The sequence below is a fragment of the Sphingobium scionense genome, assembly GCF_014197035.1.
Classification (GTDB): Bacteria; Pseudomonadota; Alphaproteobacteria; order Sphingomonadales; family Sphingomonadaceae; genus Sphingobium; species Sphingobium scionense.
In genome coordinates this window covers 241,732-261,661 of the sequence record NZ_JACIEU010000005.1, presented here as the reverse complement: position 1 = coordinate 261,661, position 19,930 = coordinate 241,732, and the positions used below count along the sequence as shown (strand labels likewise).

The 19,930-nt window shown below is 64.6% G+C and carries 18 protein-coding genes and 1 tRNA gene; 6 read left to right on the top strand and 13 right to left on the bottom strand.

The features are described from left to right. Positions 1 to 4 precede the first annotated feature (4 nt). From GGQ90_RS07840 to GGQ90_RS07820, 6 genes are all read left to right on the top strand, one after another. Entirely contained in the window at positions 5 to 2,749 is a 2,745-nt protein-coding gene (locus tag GGQ90_RS07840) for a Z1 domain-containing protein (RefSeq protein WP_188081602.1), read from the top strand. Continuing rightward, complete coding sequence (locus GGQ90_RS07835; protein WP_188081601.1) at positions 2,746 to 3,747, top strand: PD-(D/E)XK motif protein; 1,002 nt, start codon at positions 2,746 to 2,748, stop codon at positions 3,745 to 3,747. The genes GGQ90_RS07840 and GGQ90_RS07835 overlap by 4 nt, the downstream gene beginning before the upstream one ends. Next, on the top strand, positions 3,747 to 5,825 hold the full coding sequence (locus tag GGQ90_RS07830) for an AIPR family protein (RefSeq protein ID WP_188081600.1): 2,079 nt from the start codon (positions 3,747 to 3,749) through the stop codon (positions 5,823 to 5,825). The genes GGQ90_RS07835 and GGQ90_RS07830 overlap by 1 nt, the downstream gene beginning before the upstream one ends. A 64-nt stretch (positions 5,826 to 5,889) precedes the next feature. Continuing rightward, complete coding sequence (locus GGQ90_RS28955) at positions 5,890 to 6,300, top strand: hypothetical protein (RefSeq protein ID WP_223178134.1); 411 nt, start codon at positions 5,890 to 5,892, stop codon at positions 6,298 to 6,300. 58 nt (positions 6,301 to 6,358) lie between these two features. Further along, complete coding sequence (locus GGQ90_RS07825; RefSeq protein WP_188081599.1) at positions 6,359 to 7,009, top strand: alpha/beta hydrolase; 651 nt, start codon at positions 6,359 to 6,361, stop codon at positions 7,007 to 7,009. A 40-nt stretch (positions 7,010 to 7,049) separates the two neighbouring features. Then, positions 7,050 to 7,610: a 3'-5' exonuclease gene (locus tag GGQ90_RS07820; protein ID WP_188081630.1), complete on the top strand. Its 561-nt coding sequence runs from the start codon at positions 7,050 to 7,052 to the stop codon at positions 7,608 to 7,610. Between the two features lie 181 nt (positions 7,611 to 7,791). On the opposite strand, the gene GGQ90_RS07815 is transcribed toward GGQ90_RS07820, so the two are convergent. The 13 genes from GGQ90_RS07815 to GGQ90_RS07755 form a co-directional block, all read right to left on the bottom strand. Further along, positions 7,792 to 9,081 (bottom strand): tyrosine-type recombinase/integrase, encoded by a 1,290-nt coding sequence (locus GGQ90_RS07815; protein ID WP_188081598.1) that lies wholly within the window; start codon positions 9,079 to 9,081, stop codon positions 7,792 to 7,794. Positions 9,082 to 9,247: 166 nt separating this feature from the next. After that, positions 9,248 to 9,323 (bottom strand) — tRNA-Phe (locus GGQ90_RS07810). 49 nt (positions 9,324 to 9,372) lie between these two features. Beyond that, positions 9,373 to 9,567 (bottom strand): DNA gyrase inhibitor YacG, encoded by a 195-nt coding sequence (locus tag GGQ90_RS07805; RefSeq protein ID WP_188081597.1) that lies wholly within the window; start codon positions 9,565 to 9,567, stop codon positions 9,373 to 9,375. Then, a complete protein-coding gene (locus GGQ90_RS07800; RefSeq protein WP_188081596.1) occupies positions 9,557 to 10,546 on the bottom strand; it encodes a ribonuclease in 990 nt (329 codons plus the stop codon). Before GGQ90_RS07800 ends, GGQ90_RS07805 begins: the two co-directional genes overlap by 11 nt. A 50-nt stretch (positions 10,547 to 10,596) precedes the next feature. Further along, complete coding sequence (locus tag GGQ90_RS07795) at positions 10,597 to 11,184, bottom strand: Maf family protein (protein WP_188081595.1); 588 nt, start codon at positions 11,182 to 11,184, stop codon at positions 10,597 to 10,599. A 12-nt stretch (positions 11,185 to 11,196) separates the two neighbouring features. After that, positions 11,197 to 11,415, bottom strand: coding sequence for a translation initiation factor IF-1 (gene infA, locus GGQ90_RS07790; RefSeq protein ID WP_003049127.1), 219 nt, complete (start codon positions 11,413 to 11,415; stop codon positions 11,197 to 11,199). A 57-nt stretch (positions 11,416 to 11,472) separates the two neighbouring features. Then, a complete protein-coding gene (locus tag GGQ90_RS07785; RefSeq protein ID WP_188081594.1) occupies positions 11,473 to 12,762 on the bottom strand; it encodes an adenosylmethionine--8-amino-7-oxononanoate transaminase in 1,290 nt (429 codons plus the stop codon). Between the two features lie 32 nt (positions 12,763 to 12,794). Then, positions 12,795 to 13,418: an OmpA family protein gene (locus GGQ90_RS07780; protein ID WP_188081593.1), complete on the bottom strand. Its 624-nt coding sequence runs from the start codon at positions 13,416 to 13,418 to the stop codon at positions 12,795 to 12,797. Continuing rightward, a complete protein-coding gene (locus GGQ90_RS07775) occupies positions 13,418 to 15,247 on the bottom strand; it encodes a cation:proton antiporter (protein ID WP_188081592.1) in 1,830 nt (609 codons plus the stop codon). Before GGQ90_RS07775 ends, GGQ90_RS07780 begins: the two co-directional genes overlap by 1 nt. Before the next feature lie 113 nt (positions 15,248 to 15,360). After that, positions 15,361 to 15,771, bottom strand: coding sequence for a DUF4168 domain-containing protein (locus GGQ90_RS07770; protein ID WP_188081591.1), 411 nt, complete (start codon positions 15,769 to 15,771; stop codon positions 15,361 to 15,363). Between the two features lie 204 nt (positions 15,772 to 15,975). Next, positions 15,976 to 18,018, bottom strand: coding sequence for a M13 family metallopeptidase (locus GGQ90_RS07765; RefSeq protein ID WP_188081590.1), 2,043 nt, complete (start codon positions 18,016 to 18,018; stop codon positions 15,976 to 15,978). A 107-nt stretch (positions 18,019 to 18,125) separates the two neighbouring features. Further along, positions 18,126 to 18,758 (bottom strand): dethiobiotin synthase, encoded by a 633-nt coding sequence (gene bioD, locus GGQ90_RS07760; RefSeq protein ID WP_188081589.1) that lies wholly within the window; start codon positions 18,756 to 18,758, stop codon positions 18,126 to 18,128. Further along, the gene (locus GGQ90_RS07755; protein WP_188081588.1) at positions 18,755 to 19,879 is read right to left on the bottom strand and encodes an 8-amino-7-oxononanoate synthase; all 1,125 of its coding nucleotides are present in this window, start codon (positions 19,877 to 19,879) and stop codon (positions 18,755 to 18,757) included. Before GGQ90_RS07755 ends, bioD begins: the two co-directional genes overlap by 4 nt. Positions 19,880 to 19,930 lie beyond the last annotated feature (51 nt).

Here is a 19,930-nt window from a genome sequence, read left to right as displayed (position 1 = left end):
TGCGATGGATCCAGTGACTCAGCTTGCCAACACCGCGCGCGTCGCGCTCGGGCCGCGTGCCGGTGACCGCACGCACAGGGTCGAGGAGATTCGCGCCCTGGTGGCAGCGTCTGCGCCGCTGATCGCGCTCACTACCGGCCAAGCGATCGGTGAGGCCGAGATCGAGGCGGCGACGCGTGACCTCGAAGCATTGTTCGTGGTCGCGCAGGGGCCGTCGATCAGGCTGCAGAACGGCCAGCAGGTGCCGACGCCTTGGTATCTGGGCGAAAAGCGGCGGCCGGGCGACTGGCTTAAGCGCTATCTCCAGAAACTCAGCGAGGATGGCTGGGCGCCGCGCGCGCTCGAGGTTCTCGAAGAGAGCACGCTCGAAGTAATGGAGCTGATTGACGATCCGCACCGGCCGGGTCCGTGGGACTGGCGCGGGCTGGTGGTCGGCAACGTTCAATCCGGCAAGACCGCCCATTATGCCGGGCTCATCAACCGTGCCGCCGATGCCGGCTACCGTGTCATCATCGTTCTGGCGGGCATGCATAATGTACTGCGCCGCCAGACGCAGCTGCGCCTCGATCAGGACTTTCTGGGCTTCGATACCGCCGGGGTCAGCGGCAGCGGCGGCCGACGCCCGATCGGAGTCGGGATGCTGCCGGGCCCGGTTTTGCTTGTCGACAGCCTGACCACCTCGCAGCTCAACGGCGACTTCAATCGCAACGTTGCCAAAAACGCCAATTTCGCGCCGGGCGAGCGGCCATTCATCTTCGTCGTCAAGAAGAATGGCGGCGTGCTCAAGAACCTTAACCGCTGGATCACCCGACTCCCGCCGCTCTCGCGCGATGCGCCGCTACTGGTGATCGACGACGAAGCCGACCAGGCCTCGCCCGATACCGGCGATCAGGGGTTTCTCGCCGACGGCAGCTTTGACGAAGATTATGATCCCAAGCGGATCAACGGCGAAATCCGCAAACTGCTCGGCGCGTTCAGCCGCAGCATTTATGTCGGTTACACGGCCACCCCGTTCGCCAACATCATGATACATGATGAACGGTCGGCCGAGGACTATGGCGCTGATCTGTTTCCATCGACCTTCATCCTCTCGCTGTCGGCGCCCGACGATTATTTCGGACCGCTGGCGGTCTTCGGTCGCGACGACGATGCGGATTCGGTGGGCCTGCCGGTGATCCGCCATCTCGATCAAACGGCAGAAGCCTGGATCCCCGATCCGCACGACAAGACGCTGCGGCCGAATTGGCGCGGCGAGGCGCGGGTGCCGCCGAGCCTGTCGGCAGCGATCCGCAGTTTCGTCGTCGCCTGCGCCGCGCGCACCGCGCGGGGGCAGATCAGCGCGCATCGTACAATGCTGGTTCATGTCTCGCGCTTTCAGGATGTTCATGACGTCGTTCACACGCAGGTCGAGGCCGAGCTCCGGGTGATCCGCAACGCGGTTGCCGCCGGCGATGCCGCCGAACTGGCAGGACTTGAGCGGCTGTGGGCCGAGGATTTCGAGCCGACCAGCGCGGCAATGGCGCCAACCGTGTTCGGCCGCGCGATACGTCAGGTGAGCTGGTCCGAGGTGGCGGTTCACCTCTCCGCCGAAATCGACCGCATCCAGGTCGCAGTCGCCAATGGCCGCAGCCGGACCGGTATCGACTATGACGCGGCCGAAGCGGCCGGACAGAGCCTGTCAGTGATCGTCATCGGCGGTGACAAGCTTTCGCGGGGGCTGACGCTCGAAGGGCTTTCGACCAGCTATTTCCTGCGCATCTCGCGCCAGTATGATAGTCTGCTGCAGATGGGCCGCTGGTTCGGCTATCGGCGCGGCTATGCTGATCTCTGCCGGCTCTACACGACCCCCGATATGGAGGCTTGGTTCCGGCATCTGGCGACGGTCAACGAGGATCTGCGCGCGCAGCTCGCACATATGAAGATCACGCTCGCGCGGCCCAAGGATTATGGGTTCAGCATCGCCACGCACAGTGTCATGACCGTCACCGCAGCCAACAAGCGGCGCTACGCGGTCGAGCGGCCAGTGAGCTATGGCGGTGAGGGCAAAATCCAGACCGTGCAGTTCCGCGACACAGACAACGTCATCGTGAACGCCGCGGCGATCGACGGGCTGCTCACGGAACTCGGCACACCCGAGATCGATCCGCCGCGACCGGGTGGGCGCGGCGCGGCGTCCGGCCTCATCTGGCACGGCGTCCCCGGCAGCCGTATTGCCGCGCTGCTAGATTCCGTGGCGTTTCCGCCCGAAAGCATCGATGTCGATGGTCGCCGCATGGCCAGCTATGTGACTGCACAGCTAGCCCGCGGTGAGCTGACCGACTGGACGGTGTTCGTGCCCGCAGGGACTGGGGCGCCGGTCCTGGCCGGCGGGCACAGCCTGCGCTCGGTCCGGCGTTCGCCGATTTCGACGAGCGATACGCGGTTCATCACCAAGTCGATCCTTAGCCCGCTCGATGAGGCGATCGATCTCACCGACGATCAGTATCGCCGCGCGCTTGAGATGACTAATCGCATCCTCGACGAAAAGGGGGAACTGCCGGCCGACCGTCCCTCTGGACAGCAGATCCGCGCGGCGCGCGGTGACAACCCGCGTCGCGGTCTGCTGCTTCTCTATCCAATCGATCCCGCCAACGCCGGTCTGGCGCCTGGCACACCGGTATATGGTGTGGTGGTGAGCTTTCCGCGCTCGCCGACCGCAGCGGCCGAATGGCGCCTGGAGAACTCAGTGCAGCAGCGCGGCGCCTCATGAGCGCTGGTCCTGCCCCGGCGTCCGGTCCTTCAGACCTGCTTGTTGCCTGGACGGCACTCGAGGCGGTGGTGCCTGGTGACCGCCTGTTCAGGAGCCGCCGGCTCGACCGGCCGCGTAGCATCGATTTGCGCGTCGGACTGCGTGAAACCGATGGCGCGCCCTGTCTGATCGCACGGCCCGAAGGCGATGACGGCGGACTTACCCTGTTCGAGACCGCCGGCCTCAGACTGTCGAGGGCTGCCGATCCGGGTGGCAATCTGTTGGTCCTGTCGCTCGAGGAGCCGTCGCGCCGCGATCTATTCGCCGAGGTGTGCAGCGATGTCCTGCGCGCGCTGGTGCGCAGCGAGGACGACGGTGACACCGATCTTCTGCCCGAATTGAGCGCCCGGCTGGCCGCTTGGCGTGCGTTTCTGCGCGATCAGTCAGGCGGGCTGTCGCGTCAGGAATTGGTCGGGCTGATCGGCGAGCTGCTGATGTTGGAGGCGCTGCTGGCCCGATCGGTCGATGCGCTGGCTCTCTGGAAATCGCCCGATGACGGTCTGCACGATTTTGAAGCCAGCGGTCATGCCCTGGAGGTCAAGACCTCGCTTGGCGCCGCGCGGCGGCTGCATATCTCGGCGCTCGACCAGCTAGACGCTGCCGGCCTAGCTTCGCTCCATGTTGCGCATGTGCGTCTCGTCGAACAGCGTGATGGGTTCACGCTCGGGGCGCTGGCGGAGCGCATTGCCGGTCAGCTGGCATCTGATCGCGACCGGCGCCTGTTCGCCAATGCGCTACTGCGACGGGGGCTGGCACCGGGGCCGGCTGAGGATCCCGGACCTTCCGTCCGTGATGACGGCGCCGAATTCTACGCGGTGCGCGACGGCTTTCCGTGCCTCAATCGGGCAGCTGTGCCCGCCGGCATCGCCGATGCGACCTATCAAATCGAGGTGCAGGCGCTGACCGGGTTCCGCGCGGACGCCGGAGATGTCATGACGGCCCTAGGGGGACAGGACTGATGGCTGAGGATGCAACCGCGGAATTCGCGCGCACACTGGCGGATGAGGTGGATGCGGCGCGCGACGATCCGGCGGTCGATTGCCCGTCGACGGAGGCGCTATTCACCCGCATCGTGATCGATGAGCTTGAGGAAATTGGGCATTTCGAGGCGGCCTTCGATTTGCCGCAGGAAGGCCGGGTCGGCCGTTCGCCGTTCCAGATCAGCGGCTATGCGATCGACGAGGACGCCGGGCATCTGACGCTGTTCGCCACGCATTATTTGGGTGACCTGCCGCCGCGCCGCGTCCCCGCCGCCGAACTCCTGAAGACCGCCGAACGCGCCGGCACCTATGTATCGGCGTGTATCGGCGGGCTCGCGGACCGGATCGATCCGTCATACACCGAAGCCGGCGATCTTGCCCGGACCGTTGAGGCGCTGGGTGAACGGATCGACCGCTTCCGCATCGTGGTGCTGACGGATGGCATTTCAGGCGGTGTGCTGCCGGCATCGATCGATAGCCATGGCAAGGCGGTTGAGCTCGAACTCTACGACATGGTGCGGCTGCACCGCGTGCTTGGCGAAGGCCAGACCCGCGCCGATATCGACGTCGACTTGGTCGCGCTGGCCGGGCACCGCATCGCCTGTCTGCCGGTCGCGTCGGGCGCCGGCCATTATGAAGCGTTTCTGGCGGCGTTCCCAGGCGAAACCTTGTCGCGCATCTATGACCGTTACGGCACGCATCTGCTCGAACTCAATGTCCGTGCCTTTCTGGGTCTGTCGGGGCGCAAGTCGGTCAATGCCGAACTGCGCCGCACGCTGGTCGAACAGCCTGAGATGTTCCTCGCGTTCAATAATGGTGTGGTCGCGACTGCCGACGAGGTTCGGCTCGAACGTGAAGGCGGGGCTGTGTTCCTGACCGGGCTGCGCGGGCTACAGATCGTCAATGGCGGTCAGACCACCGCTTCGCTGCACCGCGCGCGGCGCAAGGAAAGCGTAGGGCTCGGATCAGTCGAGGTGCCGGTCAAGATCATCCGGGTGACCGAGGGTGATCTCGAGGAAATGGTATCCTCAATCTCACGCGCGGCCAATCGGCAAAACACCGTCCAGCAGGCCGATTTCTCGGCCAATGATCCGTTTCACCGCGAAGTCGAGACGCTCGCTAACAATGCTTGGCTCGAATCTGGACGCGGCCGCTGGTTCTACGAACGCGCACGGGGTTCCTGGCTGGCCGCTGAGCAGAAAGCCTCCTACCGTACCACCGAACAGCGCGCGTTCCGCGAGCAGACGCCCAAGGCCCGCCGGTTCGGCAAGCTCGATCTGGCGCGCTATCTCTCGGCCTGGGACGGCTATCCCTGGCGGGTCGCGTTCGGCGGGCAAAAGAATTTCCAAGCGTTCATGCAGCGGCGCAAGGAGACGACCGCGCCGGCGCCTGACGCTGCATGGTTCCGGCGGCTGATCGCGCTGACCATTCTTTACCGCTCGACCGAGAAGCTAGTCCGTGCCATGAAGTTCCCGGCCTATGGCGCCAACATCACCGCCTATCTGGTCGCGGCGATCGGCGAGCGCACCGGCGGTCGGATCGATTTTGATCTAGTCTGGCGGCAGCAGAAACTGTCGCCCGAACTGGAATGCCTGATCACCGATTGGGCGCCGCAGATCGAGACGGCGCTGCGCGCCAGTGTCGGCAGCCGCAATCCCACCGAATGGTTTAAGAAGGAGGATTGTTGGACCGATGTACGCACACGCCTGCCCGCCCTTGCCGATCCGCTGCCGCTTGAGCTTGCCGGTACGCCGGCGCCGAACGGTAAGGCGGTTATCACCGACAGCGGGGCTGCAGGCCTCAACGTCGCCGATTACGCGCGGATCGAAGAATGTATGCGGATCCCCTCATCGGTCTGGGTAGCGACCGCCGAAATTGGTCAGCGCAGCGGCGTGCTGCACTTCAAACTCGCCGGCATCTGCATGACCCTCGCCAACTATGCCGCCGGCGGCTGGTCGCGCCGTCCCTCGGTCAAGCAGGCGAAGCACGGGCTCGAGAGTGTCGCCAAGGTGCGCGCCGCCGGGCTGTTCGACGAGGATCAGCGCGAGGCCGGATGACTTTGGCGAGGTGTGGACGGGCCGAAGCCCGTCGACTGGCCTCGGTTCGTGAACGCCGACAGGCGTGTTGGTCAAAGACCGTGCATCGGCAGCACTGCGTCAGTTACAAGCGCAGCTAAAAGACCACCAATCGCCCCAGCTAAAACGGTTCCAGCTACGCTCATTCGAACCGCCATCTTTTCTAATGATCATTGAGCGCCTCTCGGCAAACGACTTCATTCCAATGCTCTGTCAGAAATGCACTGAGTTGTCAGCTGTCGGCATAAGCCGTCCAGATCGCCCTCGGCAATCGACCGGCTTTGATCGGCAGCCGCCACAAACCGGACTGTCGGCAACTGGGAGACAAAATGCACCTGAACGTGTCACAAGGGTCGATATTCACGCAATCATTATAGCCGCTTTCTACTGGCGCGTGATCGATGCAGTCTTGGCGCCAGAACTTGACGCGTTGGCGCAGATGGGTTTTCACGCCTAAGAAATGCAGAGCGGCGGGAGAATTTTCCGTCGACCGCTGAACCATTGAGGATGTGCTCTTGCTCGAAGGCCCACGTCTCGCTCCGCTGTCAGGCTCAGAGCCTGACGCACTGGTCATCCTGATCCACGGCTACGGCTCGAATGGCGAGGATCTGATCTCGCTGGCCAGGCTGATGCAGCCCTCGCTGCCGTTCGCCGCCTTCGTGGCGCCAAATGCGCCCTCGCAGCTTCCTCATATGGCAGCGGCCTACCAATGGTGGCCAATCGAGACTTTCTCCATGGCCGAGCGCGCCGCTGGCGCCGCTGCCGCGGCACCAGCCCTCGACGCCTTCATCTCCGAGGAAATGAAGAAGGCAGGCTTGACCAGCGATCGCCTGCTGCTCGTGGGTTTCAGCCAGGGGACGATGATGGCGCTGCACGTCGGACTTCGCCGACCAGAGGCCGTTGCAGGTATAGTCGGCATCTCGGGAATGCTGGTCGCCCCCGAGAGCCTGGAGGCAGACATACGCAGCCGTCCACCGGTTCTGCTTATCCACGGCACGCAAGACGATGTGGTCCCGGTCCGCTCGATGGACTTGGCATCGTCGGCGCTCGCCACCGTTGGCGTGCCGGTGGAGACCCATGCGTCGGCAGGCCTCGGTCACAGCGTTGGGCCGGACGGCTTGTCCGCCGCAACGCAGTTTGCCCGTCGCGCCCTCACCCATTCATAAAAGGATGAAGCTTATTCCCCAATCCGCCGTTCCTTCCCCCATGTTCGTATTTCTCGATTTCGAGGCATCCTCCCTCTCTAAGCTCAGCTACCCGATCGAAGTAGCCGGGGTATTCGAGGACGGAACCAGCGAATCTCACCTGATCCGGCCCGCGCAGCAATGGACCGACTGGGACGCCGAAGCAGAGGCCGTGCATCACATTTCACAAGAAATGCTGGAAACGGATGGTGTCCCGCACGACGTCGTGGCGCGGCGCATGGTCGAGCATCTGTCCGGCCACACGCTCTTTGCCAGCGCGCCGTCCTGGGACGGGAAATGGATGAGCGCTCTTCTGCGCGCCGCCAAACTCCCGCGCCACGCCCTGCGCGTTCGCGACACCGAAGAGGCGCGCGCTGAAGCGGCCAGGCGGATACTGGCCCCGGTCGTTTCGCCCGAACGTCTGCATATAGAGATCGACGATCTGCTCACCCTGGTCGATGTCAGACGCGAAGAAGGGGAGCCGGCACACCGCGCACTTGCGGATGCTCGGGACGAACACCGCCATTGGCTGGATGTCGTGTCAGCCGCCGAGGCGGTTGCCGAAAGGGCTGCCCGTTCCTGAAGGCGCTATTGCTCGGCGCCACATTGTGACGCGATGGCGCGCATCGTCTGCGTCGCTCACCTAACGAATGCCAGCGATCCTCCGGGATAATCCCTGCGATTGAAGAATAGGGCGGCCTCCATCGCTGAAGGTCGCCCTCTTTGGCCTCACTGATCAGGATAGATTGATCAAACCTGGACCATCACTCCTGGCGCCAGTCAGGCGATATGCTCTCGTCAACTCCGTCCCTCGACGGAGCCGCTGGCTCGCTGGCAGATACCTGAGAAAATCGGCGCCTTACGCCGGCTTCTGTCGATCGCAGCTGATCAAGGCGATCCGACCAATATTGCATCATCTGCACGCGCTCGCCCCAATGCTCGCCGCGCACATAAGCACGCCGGACGTCATTGCCTTCGATGTGGCCCAGCTGTCGTTCAATGGCATCCGGATGCCATTTGCCGCATTCGTTGAGCAAGGTCGCCGCCATGGCCCGGAAGCCATGCGCAGTCATCTCGTCCTGCTTGAAGCCCATCCGGCGAAGCGCTGCATTCAGCGTATTGTCGGATATGGCACGTTTGTCGGATCGAGGGCTGGGAAACAGGAGCTGACCGCCCCCGGTCATGCCCTCCAGCTTTTCCAGCAGGCCAAGAACCTGACGGGAGAGCGGAACCTTGTGAAGGCGACGCATCTTCGTCCGGCTTGCCGGGATGAGCCAGATGCAGCTGTCCGGATCAAACTCCTCCCATTGTGCCAGCCGGAGCTCGCCTGGGCGAACGAACAGATGCGCCGACAGCTGAAGGGCGATTCGGACCGCGCCATCGCCGTCATAGCCGTCGATGGCGCGAAGCAGCGGTCCCACCTTGGCCGGGTCCGTGATCGCCGGCCTGTGCTTGACTTGAGGCGTCAGCAACGCCCCACGCAGTTCGCTCGCCGGGTCCTTGTTCGCCCTGCCGGTGGCAATCGCGTAGCGAAAGATCGTGCTCAGTGTCCCTCGAAGCCGAATCGCGGTTTCGTGATGCCCTCGCGCTTCGATCTTGCGCAGAATCTCCAGCACCTCCGGCGTCGAGATATCCCGCACCAGCTGGTTGCCGAGCGCGGGCCGTGCATATTCGAGGATCCAGATATTCTTGGTGACCGTCTTCTCGGCTCGACCTCGAGCCTTCAGACGCGCGACATACTCGTCGGCAAGCTGGTCGAACGTTCCGGTTTCAAGCAGCCGCGCCTGGGCGGCATCGGCCTTCCGGCGGCTGGACGGGTCTTCGCCTGACGCAAGAATGCGTCGCAGCTCTTCCCGCCGTTCTCGCGCCAGTGCGAGCGAGACATCGGGATACACCCCGACCGACAGGGTCTTCTGCTTCTTGAGGAAGGTGTAATAGAATCGCCAGTAGCGCGCCCCATTGGGCATCACCATCAGATACAGGCCCCGGCCGTCCGACAATTTATAGGGACGGTGGATGGGCTTCGCGTTGCTCACGGCCATAGCGCTCAGCATGGGGTATCTCCTTCAGGGTACCCGCGAGAATAGCTACCAGCTTCGGCCAGAAAAGGTTGCGAGATGCAACTAGACACCCTGAGAGCAAAAGGCTCAAAAGGTCGCAGAAATCCGCCATTTTCGAGAGGCGGCTTGGGCATTTCCGAGATGTTCTGAGGGGAACAAATGGTGCCCGGGGACGGATTCGAACCGCCGACACTGCGATTTTCAATCGCATGCTCTACCAACTGAGCTACCCGGGCATCGGGTCTCGGCGGAGGTGTCCGCCGGATGGAGGCGTGCCTATAGGCGTCAATCCGGCTCGCTGTCCAGCCCATAATTATCATTTTTTTGCGGGGCTTCGTCGCCCGGCATACCAGGCACGCGATAGCCCTCGCCCAGCCACTGCAACAGGTCGCGATCGCGACATCCCTTGCTGCAGAAAGGGCGGATTTCCGACTGTGCCGGCTGTCCGCAAACCGGGCAGCTACCGGCCTTAGGCGACATGACCGGCGGCCAGCGACAACGCAGAATCGGCACGCAACGTCACCTCACCGCCACGGCGACGGGCGAGCTGTTCGATCCAGTCGGCGCGCTTGTGCAGCAGGTCGATGATCGCCGGCGCAGCGGTGATCGTCGCCGCGCCGCCGGTGCCGTGCCGTTCGGCGCGGCGCAGCAGCGCCAGCGCGGCGGTCAGCACCGGATCCTCGCGCAGCAACTCCATCAGATTGGCGCGATCGCGGCGACGGATGATCTGAACGAAGCCGAAGCCATTCACTGCCGTCCGCTCAAACGGCAGCGGCAGATATTTGTCGATCTGCGCGGCCGCAACGATGCGCTCGTCCTTATTGTTCATGGTCGGCAGGTCGATGCCGACCGATCCCGCGAGCCCCATGCGGCGGATCGCCTGGGCCGAAAGCTTCGCCCCCTTGGGGCCGAGTTGCGCGGGCGGCAGGCTGCCGTCGATGTCGATCAGGATCATGGCAGGGGTCAGGAAGATGCGCAGCGCCGCATCCTCGGCGCCGACCTCGCCGGTCACCGCTTCCTCCATCAACTCGCTCCAGCCATGCGCTTCGAGCCTATCCTCTTCATGCGCCGGACAGGGACGGATAGCGATGTCGGAAGCGCGCAGGCGTTGCAGCAGACTGGGACCGGGGTGGACCTTGGAACCGGGCTGGGCGATGCGGCCCTTGGCGCGTTTGCCCCGGCCTTCTTCGGCGATCGCCTCGCGGAAGATTTCGACCAGCACATTAGCGCCCTCGGCGACCTTGGGCGGGATCGGCTCGATCAGCACTTCCTCGCCGGAGATCAGGCGGACGACCCCACGTTTGCGCGGAATGATGGTCTGGACAAGCCGCCCCTGCAGGATCGCGCCAGCACGGGCCGCCTCACCCTCGCGCTCGATCAGCGCCTCGACGATGCGGCCTTTTTCGATCAGCGCGGCACGGGCCTCGCCAATGCCTTCTTCATAGAGCCATTCGGCCATGGTTTCAGTTACCTGCTTGTCGTGATTTCCGAGCCGTGAAATGTACCATTTCACTCGAAATCCCGACGGTCCAGTGGATAGCCCGCTGCCTCAAGCAGCGTGCGGGTTTCGTAAAGCGGCAGGCCCATGATCGCGCTATGGCTGCCCTGGATGCTGCGGATGAGGCCGGCGGCGCGGCCCTGAATGGCATAGCCGCCCGCCTTGCCCAGCCCTTCGCCGCTGACAATATAGCGGTCGATCTCGCTACGTTCCAGCCGCTTGAAGATGACGATGCTGGTCGACAGGCGATGCCGTGCCACGCCGGCAGCGTCGATCAGGGTGATCGCGCTATAGACGCGGTGTCTGCGCCCCGACAGCAGGTCGAGGCAGGCCCGCACCTCCGCCTCGCTTTCCGCCTTGGGCAGGATGCGGCGGCCGGCGGCCACCACGGTATCGCCCGAAAGGATCAGCGCGCCGGGATGACGTGCGGCGACCAAGGCGCCCTTTTCGGCGGCGACGCGCGCAGCATAGACGGCCGGCAGTTCGGCCTTGTGCGGCGTTTCGTCAATGTCAGCCGGATCGACGGCGTCGGGGACGACGCCAATCTGCCCCAGAAGGTCACGCCGTCTGGGGGAGGCCGAAGCTAGAATGAGTCGCATCGAAAATGCGGCTTATTTGAAGCGGTAGGTGATCCGACCCTTGGTCAGGTCGTAGGGGGTCAGTTCGACCAGCACTTCGTCACCGACCAGCACGCGGATGCGGTTCTTGCGCATCTTACCCGCAGTGTGGCCGAGAATTTCATGATCATTCTCAAGGCGCACGCGGAACATGGCGTTGGGGAGAAGCTCCACAACCTGTCCGCGCATTTCAAGCAGTTCTTCTTTGGCCATAATATCCCAGAATCGAAAAATCGCGCCGCCATAGCGCCAAATGGTGGAAAATGAAAGTCAGGACGACATGCCAAAGCGATCGCCGGCCGCGACGAGTGCCGCAAAGACGCTATCGAGCTGCTGCGCATCGATGCAATAGGGCGGCATCAGGTAGATGGTGTTGCCAAGCGGCCTGAGCAAGAGGCCGCGTTCGAGGAAGAAGGCACGCAGGCGCGGAGCGAGGTCGGACAGATAGCCGGCATCGGCCGCGAGCAGGTCGATCGCCATGATCGTGCCGAGTTGGCGAGGGTTGGCGAAGGCCGGGTGGCCAGCCAGCGATGCCAGCCGATCCGCGATACCGCGCACCAGCGCATCGATCCGCCCGCGCACATCCTCCTCGCGCCAGATGGCGAGATTTTCAGCGGCGGCAGCGCAGGCGATCGCGTTCGCGGTGTAGCTGGACGAATGGTAGAAGAGCCGTGCCCGGTCGGTCGAGCGATGCGCCTCGAAGATGCGCGGCGTCGCCAGCGTCGCGGCAAGCGGGATGGCGCCGCCGGTAATGCCCTTGGCCACCGCCATGATGTCGGGCGCTACGCCCGCCTGTTCGCAGGCGAACAAAGTGCCGGTGCGGCCCCAGCCGGTCATCACCTCGTCAGCGATGAAAAGCACGTCGTGACGCGCACAGATATCGGCCATCGCCCGCAACATGTGTGGGGGATAGGTCAGCATCCCCCCTGCCCCCAGGATCAGCGGCTCGACGATGAAGGCGGCCGGCTGCTGCGCGCAGGCAGCCGCCAGTGCGGCAAGCGCCTCCTGCTCGCGGTCGGGATGCGGGAAAGGGATGGTACCGACATCGAACAGCAAGGGCGTCCAGGCGGCATTATAGACGCCACGTTCCCCAATCGACATCGCCCCGATCGTGTCGCCATGATAGCTGTGCTCCAGTACCAGGATGCGGCTGCGCGCTTCATCCAGCCCGTCGAGCGCGCGATTATGCCAATAGCCAAGCGCCATCTTGAGCGCGACCTCGACCGCGGTCGATCCGCTATCGGAAAAGAAGACATGGGCAAGGCGATCGCGGCCCGGCACCTGTGGCATGAGGTCGACCAGGCCCCGCGCCACCGCCTCGGCCGGTTCATGGGTATAGCCAGCAAAGATCAACTGATCGAGCTGCCCGGCCTGGCGGGCGATGGCGGCAGCGATGCGCGGGTGGCAATGGCCATGGGTGGTCACCCACCAGCTCGAAATGCCGTCGATCAGGCTGCTGCCGTCGGCCAGGTGGAGCGTCGCGCCCTCCGCCCGGACGACATGGGGAATGGGCTCATTGAGGCCGTGCTGGGTGAAGGGGTGCCAGACAGGAGAGGTCATCGGCGTCCCCTACGCCCGATCGGCGGCCAAGGCTATGGTTTGTCCTTGCGGTCCACCGGCGAGATGCTGGGCAGCACGGCCGCCGTCGGCACGACGACCATGGGCACCGCGACATGGATGTCGACCCGGCGATTCTTCGCACGACCTTCCGGATCGTCGCTGCCATCCTCCCTCGCATTGGGGACCGCCGGCCGGGTTTCGCCCAGCGCGATCAGGGTGATGCGATCCTTGGCGATGCCCTTTTCGACCAGATAGGCCTCGACCGCTTCGGCCCGGACACGGGATGCGACGCGATTGTCGCCGTCATTGCCCTTGCTGTCGCTATGGCCGCGCAGGGTGATCGCCCCGCCGGTCTTGATCGCCGCGGTTTCGACCAGCGTATCGAGCGCCGCGCGGGCGGCATCGTCAAGCTTCAGCCCGGACGCACCAAAACCGATGGTGACGTCGAGCGGCTCGATCTTCGGCGCCTCGGGCTCGGCGACTTCGGGGCGCAGGATCGAACGGACCGGCTCGGCGGCATTACCCCCCTCATTCGCAGCCATATCATTGTCGACTGCATTGGTCGCATTGACGGCATTATCGACAGCATTGCCTGCGGGCCGATCACAGGCAGCCAGCATGACGCACAGGGCCAGCGCGGGAGCAAGCCTCCTCATTATCCCTCTCCTTCCTCTTGTCTGCGGGGCTTCTGGGCGGGCGGCACATAGGACAGGATCGTGTCGCCGGGCTGTGGCGTCGGTCGCGACGCATGGGTGAAGAAGCGCATCGTCCCGTTCCTGCGCAGCAGCAGCAGCATGTCCGCCTCCGCCGGCAGGTCCGCCTTGGCGGCCTCGAAATCGAACTGATCGCTGATCCGCGTCTTGCGGAAGGTCCAGCCGGCATCCTCGCGGATCATGATCTCCTCGACACCGAGGCCGGAATCGAACAGGGCACGGCCGCGCAGCGATTCCGGCAGCGCGCGCGGGTCATGATCGTCACTCGCGTCGCCCAACTGATAAACATTGTCGCGCCCGACATCCGGCGCAAACTCGTTACAAACGAGCGCGTTATAGGCCTCATTTTCCGACGTGGCAGCGAGCACCTGGAACTGGGCGAGGTCGAGCCGTTCCTCGGTCGCCTCCGCCAATATCTCGCCATGATAGGTCGGGATGCCGCCATGGCGCGCCGGTGCCAGGCGCTGCCAGCTATTGTCGGCGATCATCACCGGCACCTCCAAATTGCGCAACTGGGTCGCGAGGCTGAGGCTGAAAGGCGTGGCGCCGACCAGCAGCAACCCCTTATCACTGGCGCCCGTGACCTTGAGCAACCGGGCAACCGGCTTGATCGAAAAGCCGTGGAACAGGATGGTCGCGACCACGATCGAGAAGGACAGGGTGACGAGGATCGCACCGTCGCCATAGCCCAGCCGATCGAGCCGTAGCGCGAACAGGCCGGAAATAGCCACCGCGACGATACCGCGCGGCGCGATCCAGGCGACCAGCAGCCGCTCGTTCCAGGGCACGGGCGAGAAGGCAAGGCTGAGCAGCACCGTCGCCGGGCGGACAACGAACAGCAGCACCAGGAGATAGGCCAGAAAGCGCCATTCGAACTGACGCAACACATTGAGGTCGAGCGAGGCCGACAGGATCACGAACACGCCCGAGATCAGCAGGACGGTGACATTTTCCTTGAACGGCTGGATGTCGCGCAGGGAATCGAACTTCATGTTGGCGAGCGCGACGCCCATCACCGTCACGGTGACGAGGCCGGTTTCCGCCTGGATGAGGTTGGAGAGGACGAAGACGCCGATTACCGCGACGAGCAGGATCGGGGCTTTGAGATATTCGGGCACATGGCCGCGCTGGAACGCCCAGCCGATCGCGCGGGCGGCAAGCCAGCCGATCAGGCCGGCGATGATCGCGGCAGCGACCAGCGACAGGATAACCGCCGCCAGCGTGCTGCCCTCGCTCGACCGGCGCAGATATTCATAGGTGGCCAGGCCCAGCAGCGCGCCGACCGGATCGTTGACGATCGCTTCCCATTTGAGGATCGCGCGCGGCCGGGCGGCAACGTTGGACTGACGCAGCAGCGGCAGCACGACGGTCGGCCCGGTCACGACCAATATGCCCGCAAACAGGATCGCCACCGGCCAGACGAGGCCCGCGACATAATAGAGGGCGAGCGCGCCGAGCACCCATCCGATCGGCGCGCCCAGCACCAGCAGCCGGGTGACGGCACCGTCGGTCTTGCGCAATTCGCGGAAATTGAGGCTGAGTCCGCCTTCGAACAGGATCAGGGCGACCGCCACCGATACCATGGGTTCGAGCAGTTCGCCGAAGGTCAGCTTGGGATTGATGAGGCCGGTCACCGGGCCGCCGATGACGCCAGCGGCGAGCATCAGGGCGATGGCGGGCCAGCCGGTGCGCCAGGCAATCCATTGGGCGCCGATGCCCAATATGCCGATCAGCGCGATTACAAGGGCCTGTTCATGCATGGCCGGGACCATAGACAGGCCGGGCCGCCATGGTCACCCCCTTTATTTTCAACGATCTGGGGAACCGGATCGCAGAACGGGAATGGCGGGCAAGGGAGAACCCGCCATTCCCGTGGCAAATATGCTTATTGCTGCGGCGGAGTTGCCGGATCGGCCGGCGTCGCCGGGCTGGCGGGCGCGGCCGGGGACGGCGTGCCAGCGGCAGCCTGAATCCGCTGCTGCAGGGCCGGGTCGGCGGCCGCAGCCTGACCAATGGCGTTGAACTTTTCGGGCGGAATGCCCTTCGACTGCAGCGCAGCCAGCATCTTGGGCTGCTTTTCGGCAGCGGCAATTGCGTTGTCCGACTGAATCTTGGTCACTTCGACGGCGGCGGCGGCAAACTGCTTGATGTCAGTGTCGCTGAAGTTGCTGGCGCCGGCGGCGGGGGCCGATGCGGCCGGGGCGGCAGGCGTCTGCGCCGACACGGAATAGGCTGCCAGCAGCGCGACGGACGCGACACCGGTCTTGATGATGTTCGAAAGGTTGAGACCCGTCATGTGCTTCTCCTTGGCTTTGCTACCGCCCAAAGCTGTGGACAAAGCAGGCCGGGGAAAAGTCCGGACAGGATGAAGCGTGGCATTAGAAAGATGGCGGAAAAGTTCCCGTCAGCCTGCCGCGAAGGGGAAACGATCGGTCGCGGGCCTCATTTCCATGCCGCAACGAAAAAGGGCCGCCCGATGAGCGGCCCTTCCCGATTCTGCTTACCAGATCTTCACCCGATCCTTGGGATCGAGATAGATCTTGCCGCCCGGCGCGGGCTTGAACGCATCATACCAGGCGTCGAAATTGCGCACGATGTCGGCGCGATATTGCGACGGCGCGTGCGGATCGGTGACCAGCCGCTGTCGCAGATTGGCCTCGCGATAATTGCGACGCCACACCTGTGCCCAGCCCAGGAAGAAGCGCTGGTCGCCGGTCATGCCGTCGATCACCGGCGCGGCCTTGCCCCCCAGCGAGGCATGATAGGCGTCGAGCGCGACGGCCAGCCCGCCCAGATCGCCGATATTCTCGCCCATGGTGAAGGCGCCCTTCACATGCGCGCCCGGGAAGGGTTCATAGGCGTCATATTGGGCGCCCAGCTTGTCGGTCAGCGCCTTGAAATTGGCGACGTCCTGATCGGTCCACCACTGGTTGAGCTTGCCGGTCTCGTCATATTTCGCGCCCTGGTCGTCGAAATGATGGCTGAGTTCATGACCGATCACCGCGCCGATGCCGCCATAATTGACTGCCGGATCGGCATGCGGGTCAAAGAAGGGCGGCTGGAGAATGGCGGCGGGGAAGACGATCTCGACCATGCCGAAATTGGCATAGGCGTTGATCTCCATCGGGGTCATGCCCCATTCCCAGCGATAGATAGGCTTGCCCAGCTTGCCGATATTATAGTCGAAGTCGAACTGGTTCGCGCGCATCGCATTGCCGAACAGGTCGCCCTGCTGGATCTTCAGGCCGGCATAGTCACGCCACCGGTCGGGATAGCCGATCTTGGGCGTGAAGGCGGCCAGCTTCTTGTGGGCGCGGGTCTTGGCCTCGTCGCTCATCCACGGCAGGCCATCGATGCGGCGGCCCATGGCGGACAGGACATTCTTGACCAGCTGGTCCATCGCCGCCTTGGTTTCGGGCGGGAAATATTTGGCGACATAGACCTTGCCGACTTCCTCACCCAGCGAATCCTTGAGGAAGGTGACGCCGCGCTTCCAGCGTTCCTCGCGCTCGGGCGTGCCCGACAGGGTGGTGCCGAAAAAGGCGAAATCGGCGCTGGCGATAGTGTCGGGCAGATAATCGGCATAGCTGTGGACGCTGCGCAGCAGCAGGCTGTCCTTCAGCACGCCGATCGGCGCCTTGGCGATCAGCGCGGCCTCGCCGGTGACGGCGGACGGCTGGGCGACCAGCAGGTCGGTGGGCTTGAGGCCAACGGCGCCGAAATAGGCGGCGAAGTCGAAACCGGGTGCGGCCTTCTGCAGCGCGGCAAGGCTCATCTTGTTATAGGTCTTGTCCGCGTCGCGGCTGTCGACCTGGGTCCAGTGGACCTTGGCAATCTCCGTCTCGAACGCCATCAGCGCGGCGGCGCGCGCCTTGGCATTGGGTTCGCCCAGCAGGGTCAGCATCTGTTCGAGATGGGCGACATAAGCGGTGCGGATCGCCGCCATCTTCTCGCCCTGGTCGAGATAATAGTCGCGGTCGGGCAGGCCCAGGCCACCCTGCATCATCGAAAGGATGTAGGTTTCGGGATCCTTGTCGTCCTGGCCGACATAGAAGCGGAACGGGCCGCGCACCCCGGCGCGCGCCGCCTTGCCGGAGAGCGCAGCATAGGCCTTGAGATCCTTGACCGCGCCGATCTCGGCGAGCCAGGGCTTGATCGGGGCAAGGCCCTTCGCCTCGACCGCCGCCGAGTCCAGATAGGTCGCATAGGCGACGCCGATCTTGCTGTTCGGGTCGGTCTTGGCGCCGTCCAATATCTCGCGGGTGCGCTTCTGCGACAGCTCGTCCAGCACGGTGAAGGCACCATAGTTGGACTTGTCCGCCGGGATCGGCGTGTTCTTCAGCCAGGTGCCATTGGCATATTCATAGAAATCGTCGCCGGGCTTGACCGAGCTGTCCATGCCGGCGGCGTCGAAGCCGTAGGTGCCATAGGTCGGCTTGGCGGCCGGGGCAGCGGCGGTCGTGGTGGCGGGCTGGTCGGCATGGGCCACGGTCGCGGCGAGCGCGAGGCCGGTGGCGGCAGCGCCCATCAGGAGGAACTTCATGAAGGCTATTCCCTTGCTTCGTCTGGATCGGACGTCATTCGTTCTGTCCGTTCTGGCGGGCAGTTCAACGCCCGTCAAAGCGGCATGTCCATGTCGTTGGTCGAAAATTATCGGCCGTTGAAATTATCGGGAAGATGGATGTGCGCCCGGAAGGCGGCCGCCAGACTGTCCCGGTCGAGCGGATCGAGCAGCGGCAGGCGACCAAGGCTGGGCACGCCGGCAATGTGCGGGATGATCCGCTCATTTTCCTCATGCGCATCCCCGATGAAGGCGATGCCGACGACATGGACGCCGCGCGCGCGCAGCGCCTCTATGCTGAGCAGGCTGTGGTTGATCGTGCCAAGGCCGGTGCGGGCACAGAGGATCGCGGGCTGGCCCCAATAGGCGAACAGGTCCGCCATCAGCAGGCTTTCGCTGACCGGCACCAGTACGCCGCCGGCCCCTTCGACCACCAGCGCTCCGTCGACCCTGGGCAGGGCCAGGCGATCGAGCGAGATGTCGACGCCATCGATCCGCGCGGCGAGATGCGGCGAGGCCGGCGTGGCGAGGCGATAGGCTTCGGGCAGGATGCGTTCGGGCGGCAGGCCGGACAGGGTGGCAACCCGTTCCTTGTCGCCATGCGGATCGACGCCGGCCTGGATCGGCTTCCAATAATAGGCGCCCAGCGCCGCGGCGAGGCCGGCGGCGAAGACGGTCTTGCCGATATCGGTATCGGTGCCGGTAACGATCAGCCGGGTCATCGGCCGACCCGACGCAGCACGTCGCCCAGCGCGATCACGTCGGCACGGCCGACATTGAGCGAGAGCGAGATGCGGAGGCGGCTGGTGCCGGCAGGCACGGTCGGCGGGCGGATGCCACGCACGTCGAAGCCGGCCTCCTGCAAGGCGGCGGCGGCGGCCATGGTGCGCGCATCCTCGCCCAGGATCAGCGGGATGATCTGGCTGCGCGGACGGGGCAGGCCGAGCGGCGCGCAGATCGCCTCGACCGCGTCCTGGCGCAGCGTCGCCAACCGGTCGCGACGATTGTCGGCAGTCTCGATCCGGTCGATCGCGGCGGAAGCGGCCACCGCCATCAGCGGCGAGGGCGCGGTCGAGAAGATGAAGGGCCGGGCGCGGTTGATGAGATAGTCGATATGGATGCGCGGGCCGCAGATCAGCGCGCCCTCCACGCCCATCGCCTTGCCGCAGGTGTGAAGGGTGATGACATTGTGCAGCCCGTCGAGGCCGGCCGAAAGCCCGCGCCCGCCAGGACCGAAGACGCCGGTGCCATGCGCTTCGTCGAGCAGCAGCATCGCATCATGGGTGGCGGCGAGCCTGGCGAGATCGCTGAGCGGCGCGATGTCGCCATCCATCGAATAAAGCGTCTCGACCGCGATCCAGATCCGCCCCTTGCCGCCTTCGGCGCGAAAGGCGGTGATGAGGTCTGCGAAGCTTTGCAGGTCATTGTGACGGGCGAAGACGGCCGTCGCCTTGGACAGGCGGATGCCGTCATGGACGCTGGCATGGATCAGTTCGTCCGCGACGATCAGGTCGCCGCGCTGCGGCAGGGTGGCGAACAGCGCCATGTTGGCGAGGAAGCCATTGGCCAGGAACAGCGAGGCCTGAGTGCGAAAAAATTCCGCGGCTTTTGCCTCCAGCCCTTCATGTTCGGGGGCATTGCCGCGCAGCAGGCGCGAACCGCCCGAGCCGACCGGCACGCCGCGCGCGACTGCATCGGCCACGGCCTGGCCGATCATCGGATCGGAGGCGAGACCGAGATAGTCGTTGGAGGCAAAATCACGCCCGGCGCGGGGGATCAGGTGGCGCAGACGCCCCCGAGATTCAAGCGCGGCGAGTTGCGTGCGGAAGGGTTCGCTGCTCATGGCCGCGGGCTATAGGCCCCCACCCCGAGCCGGGCAAGCAAGCGCTTAACT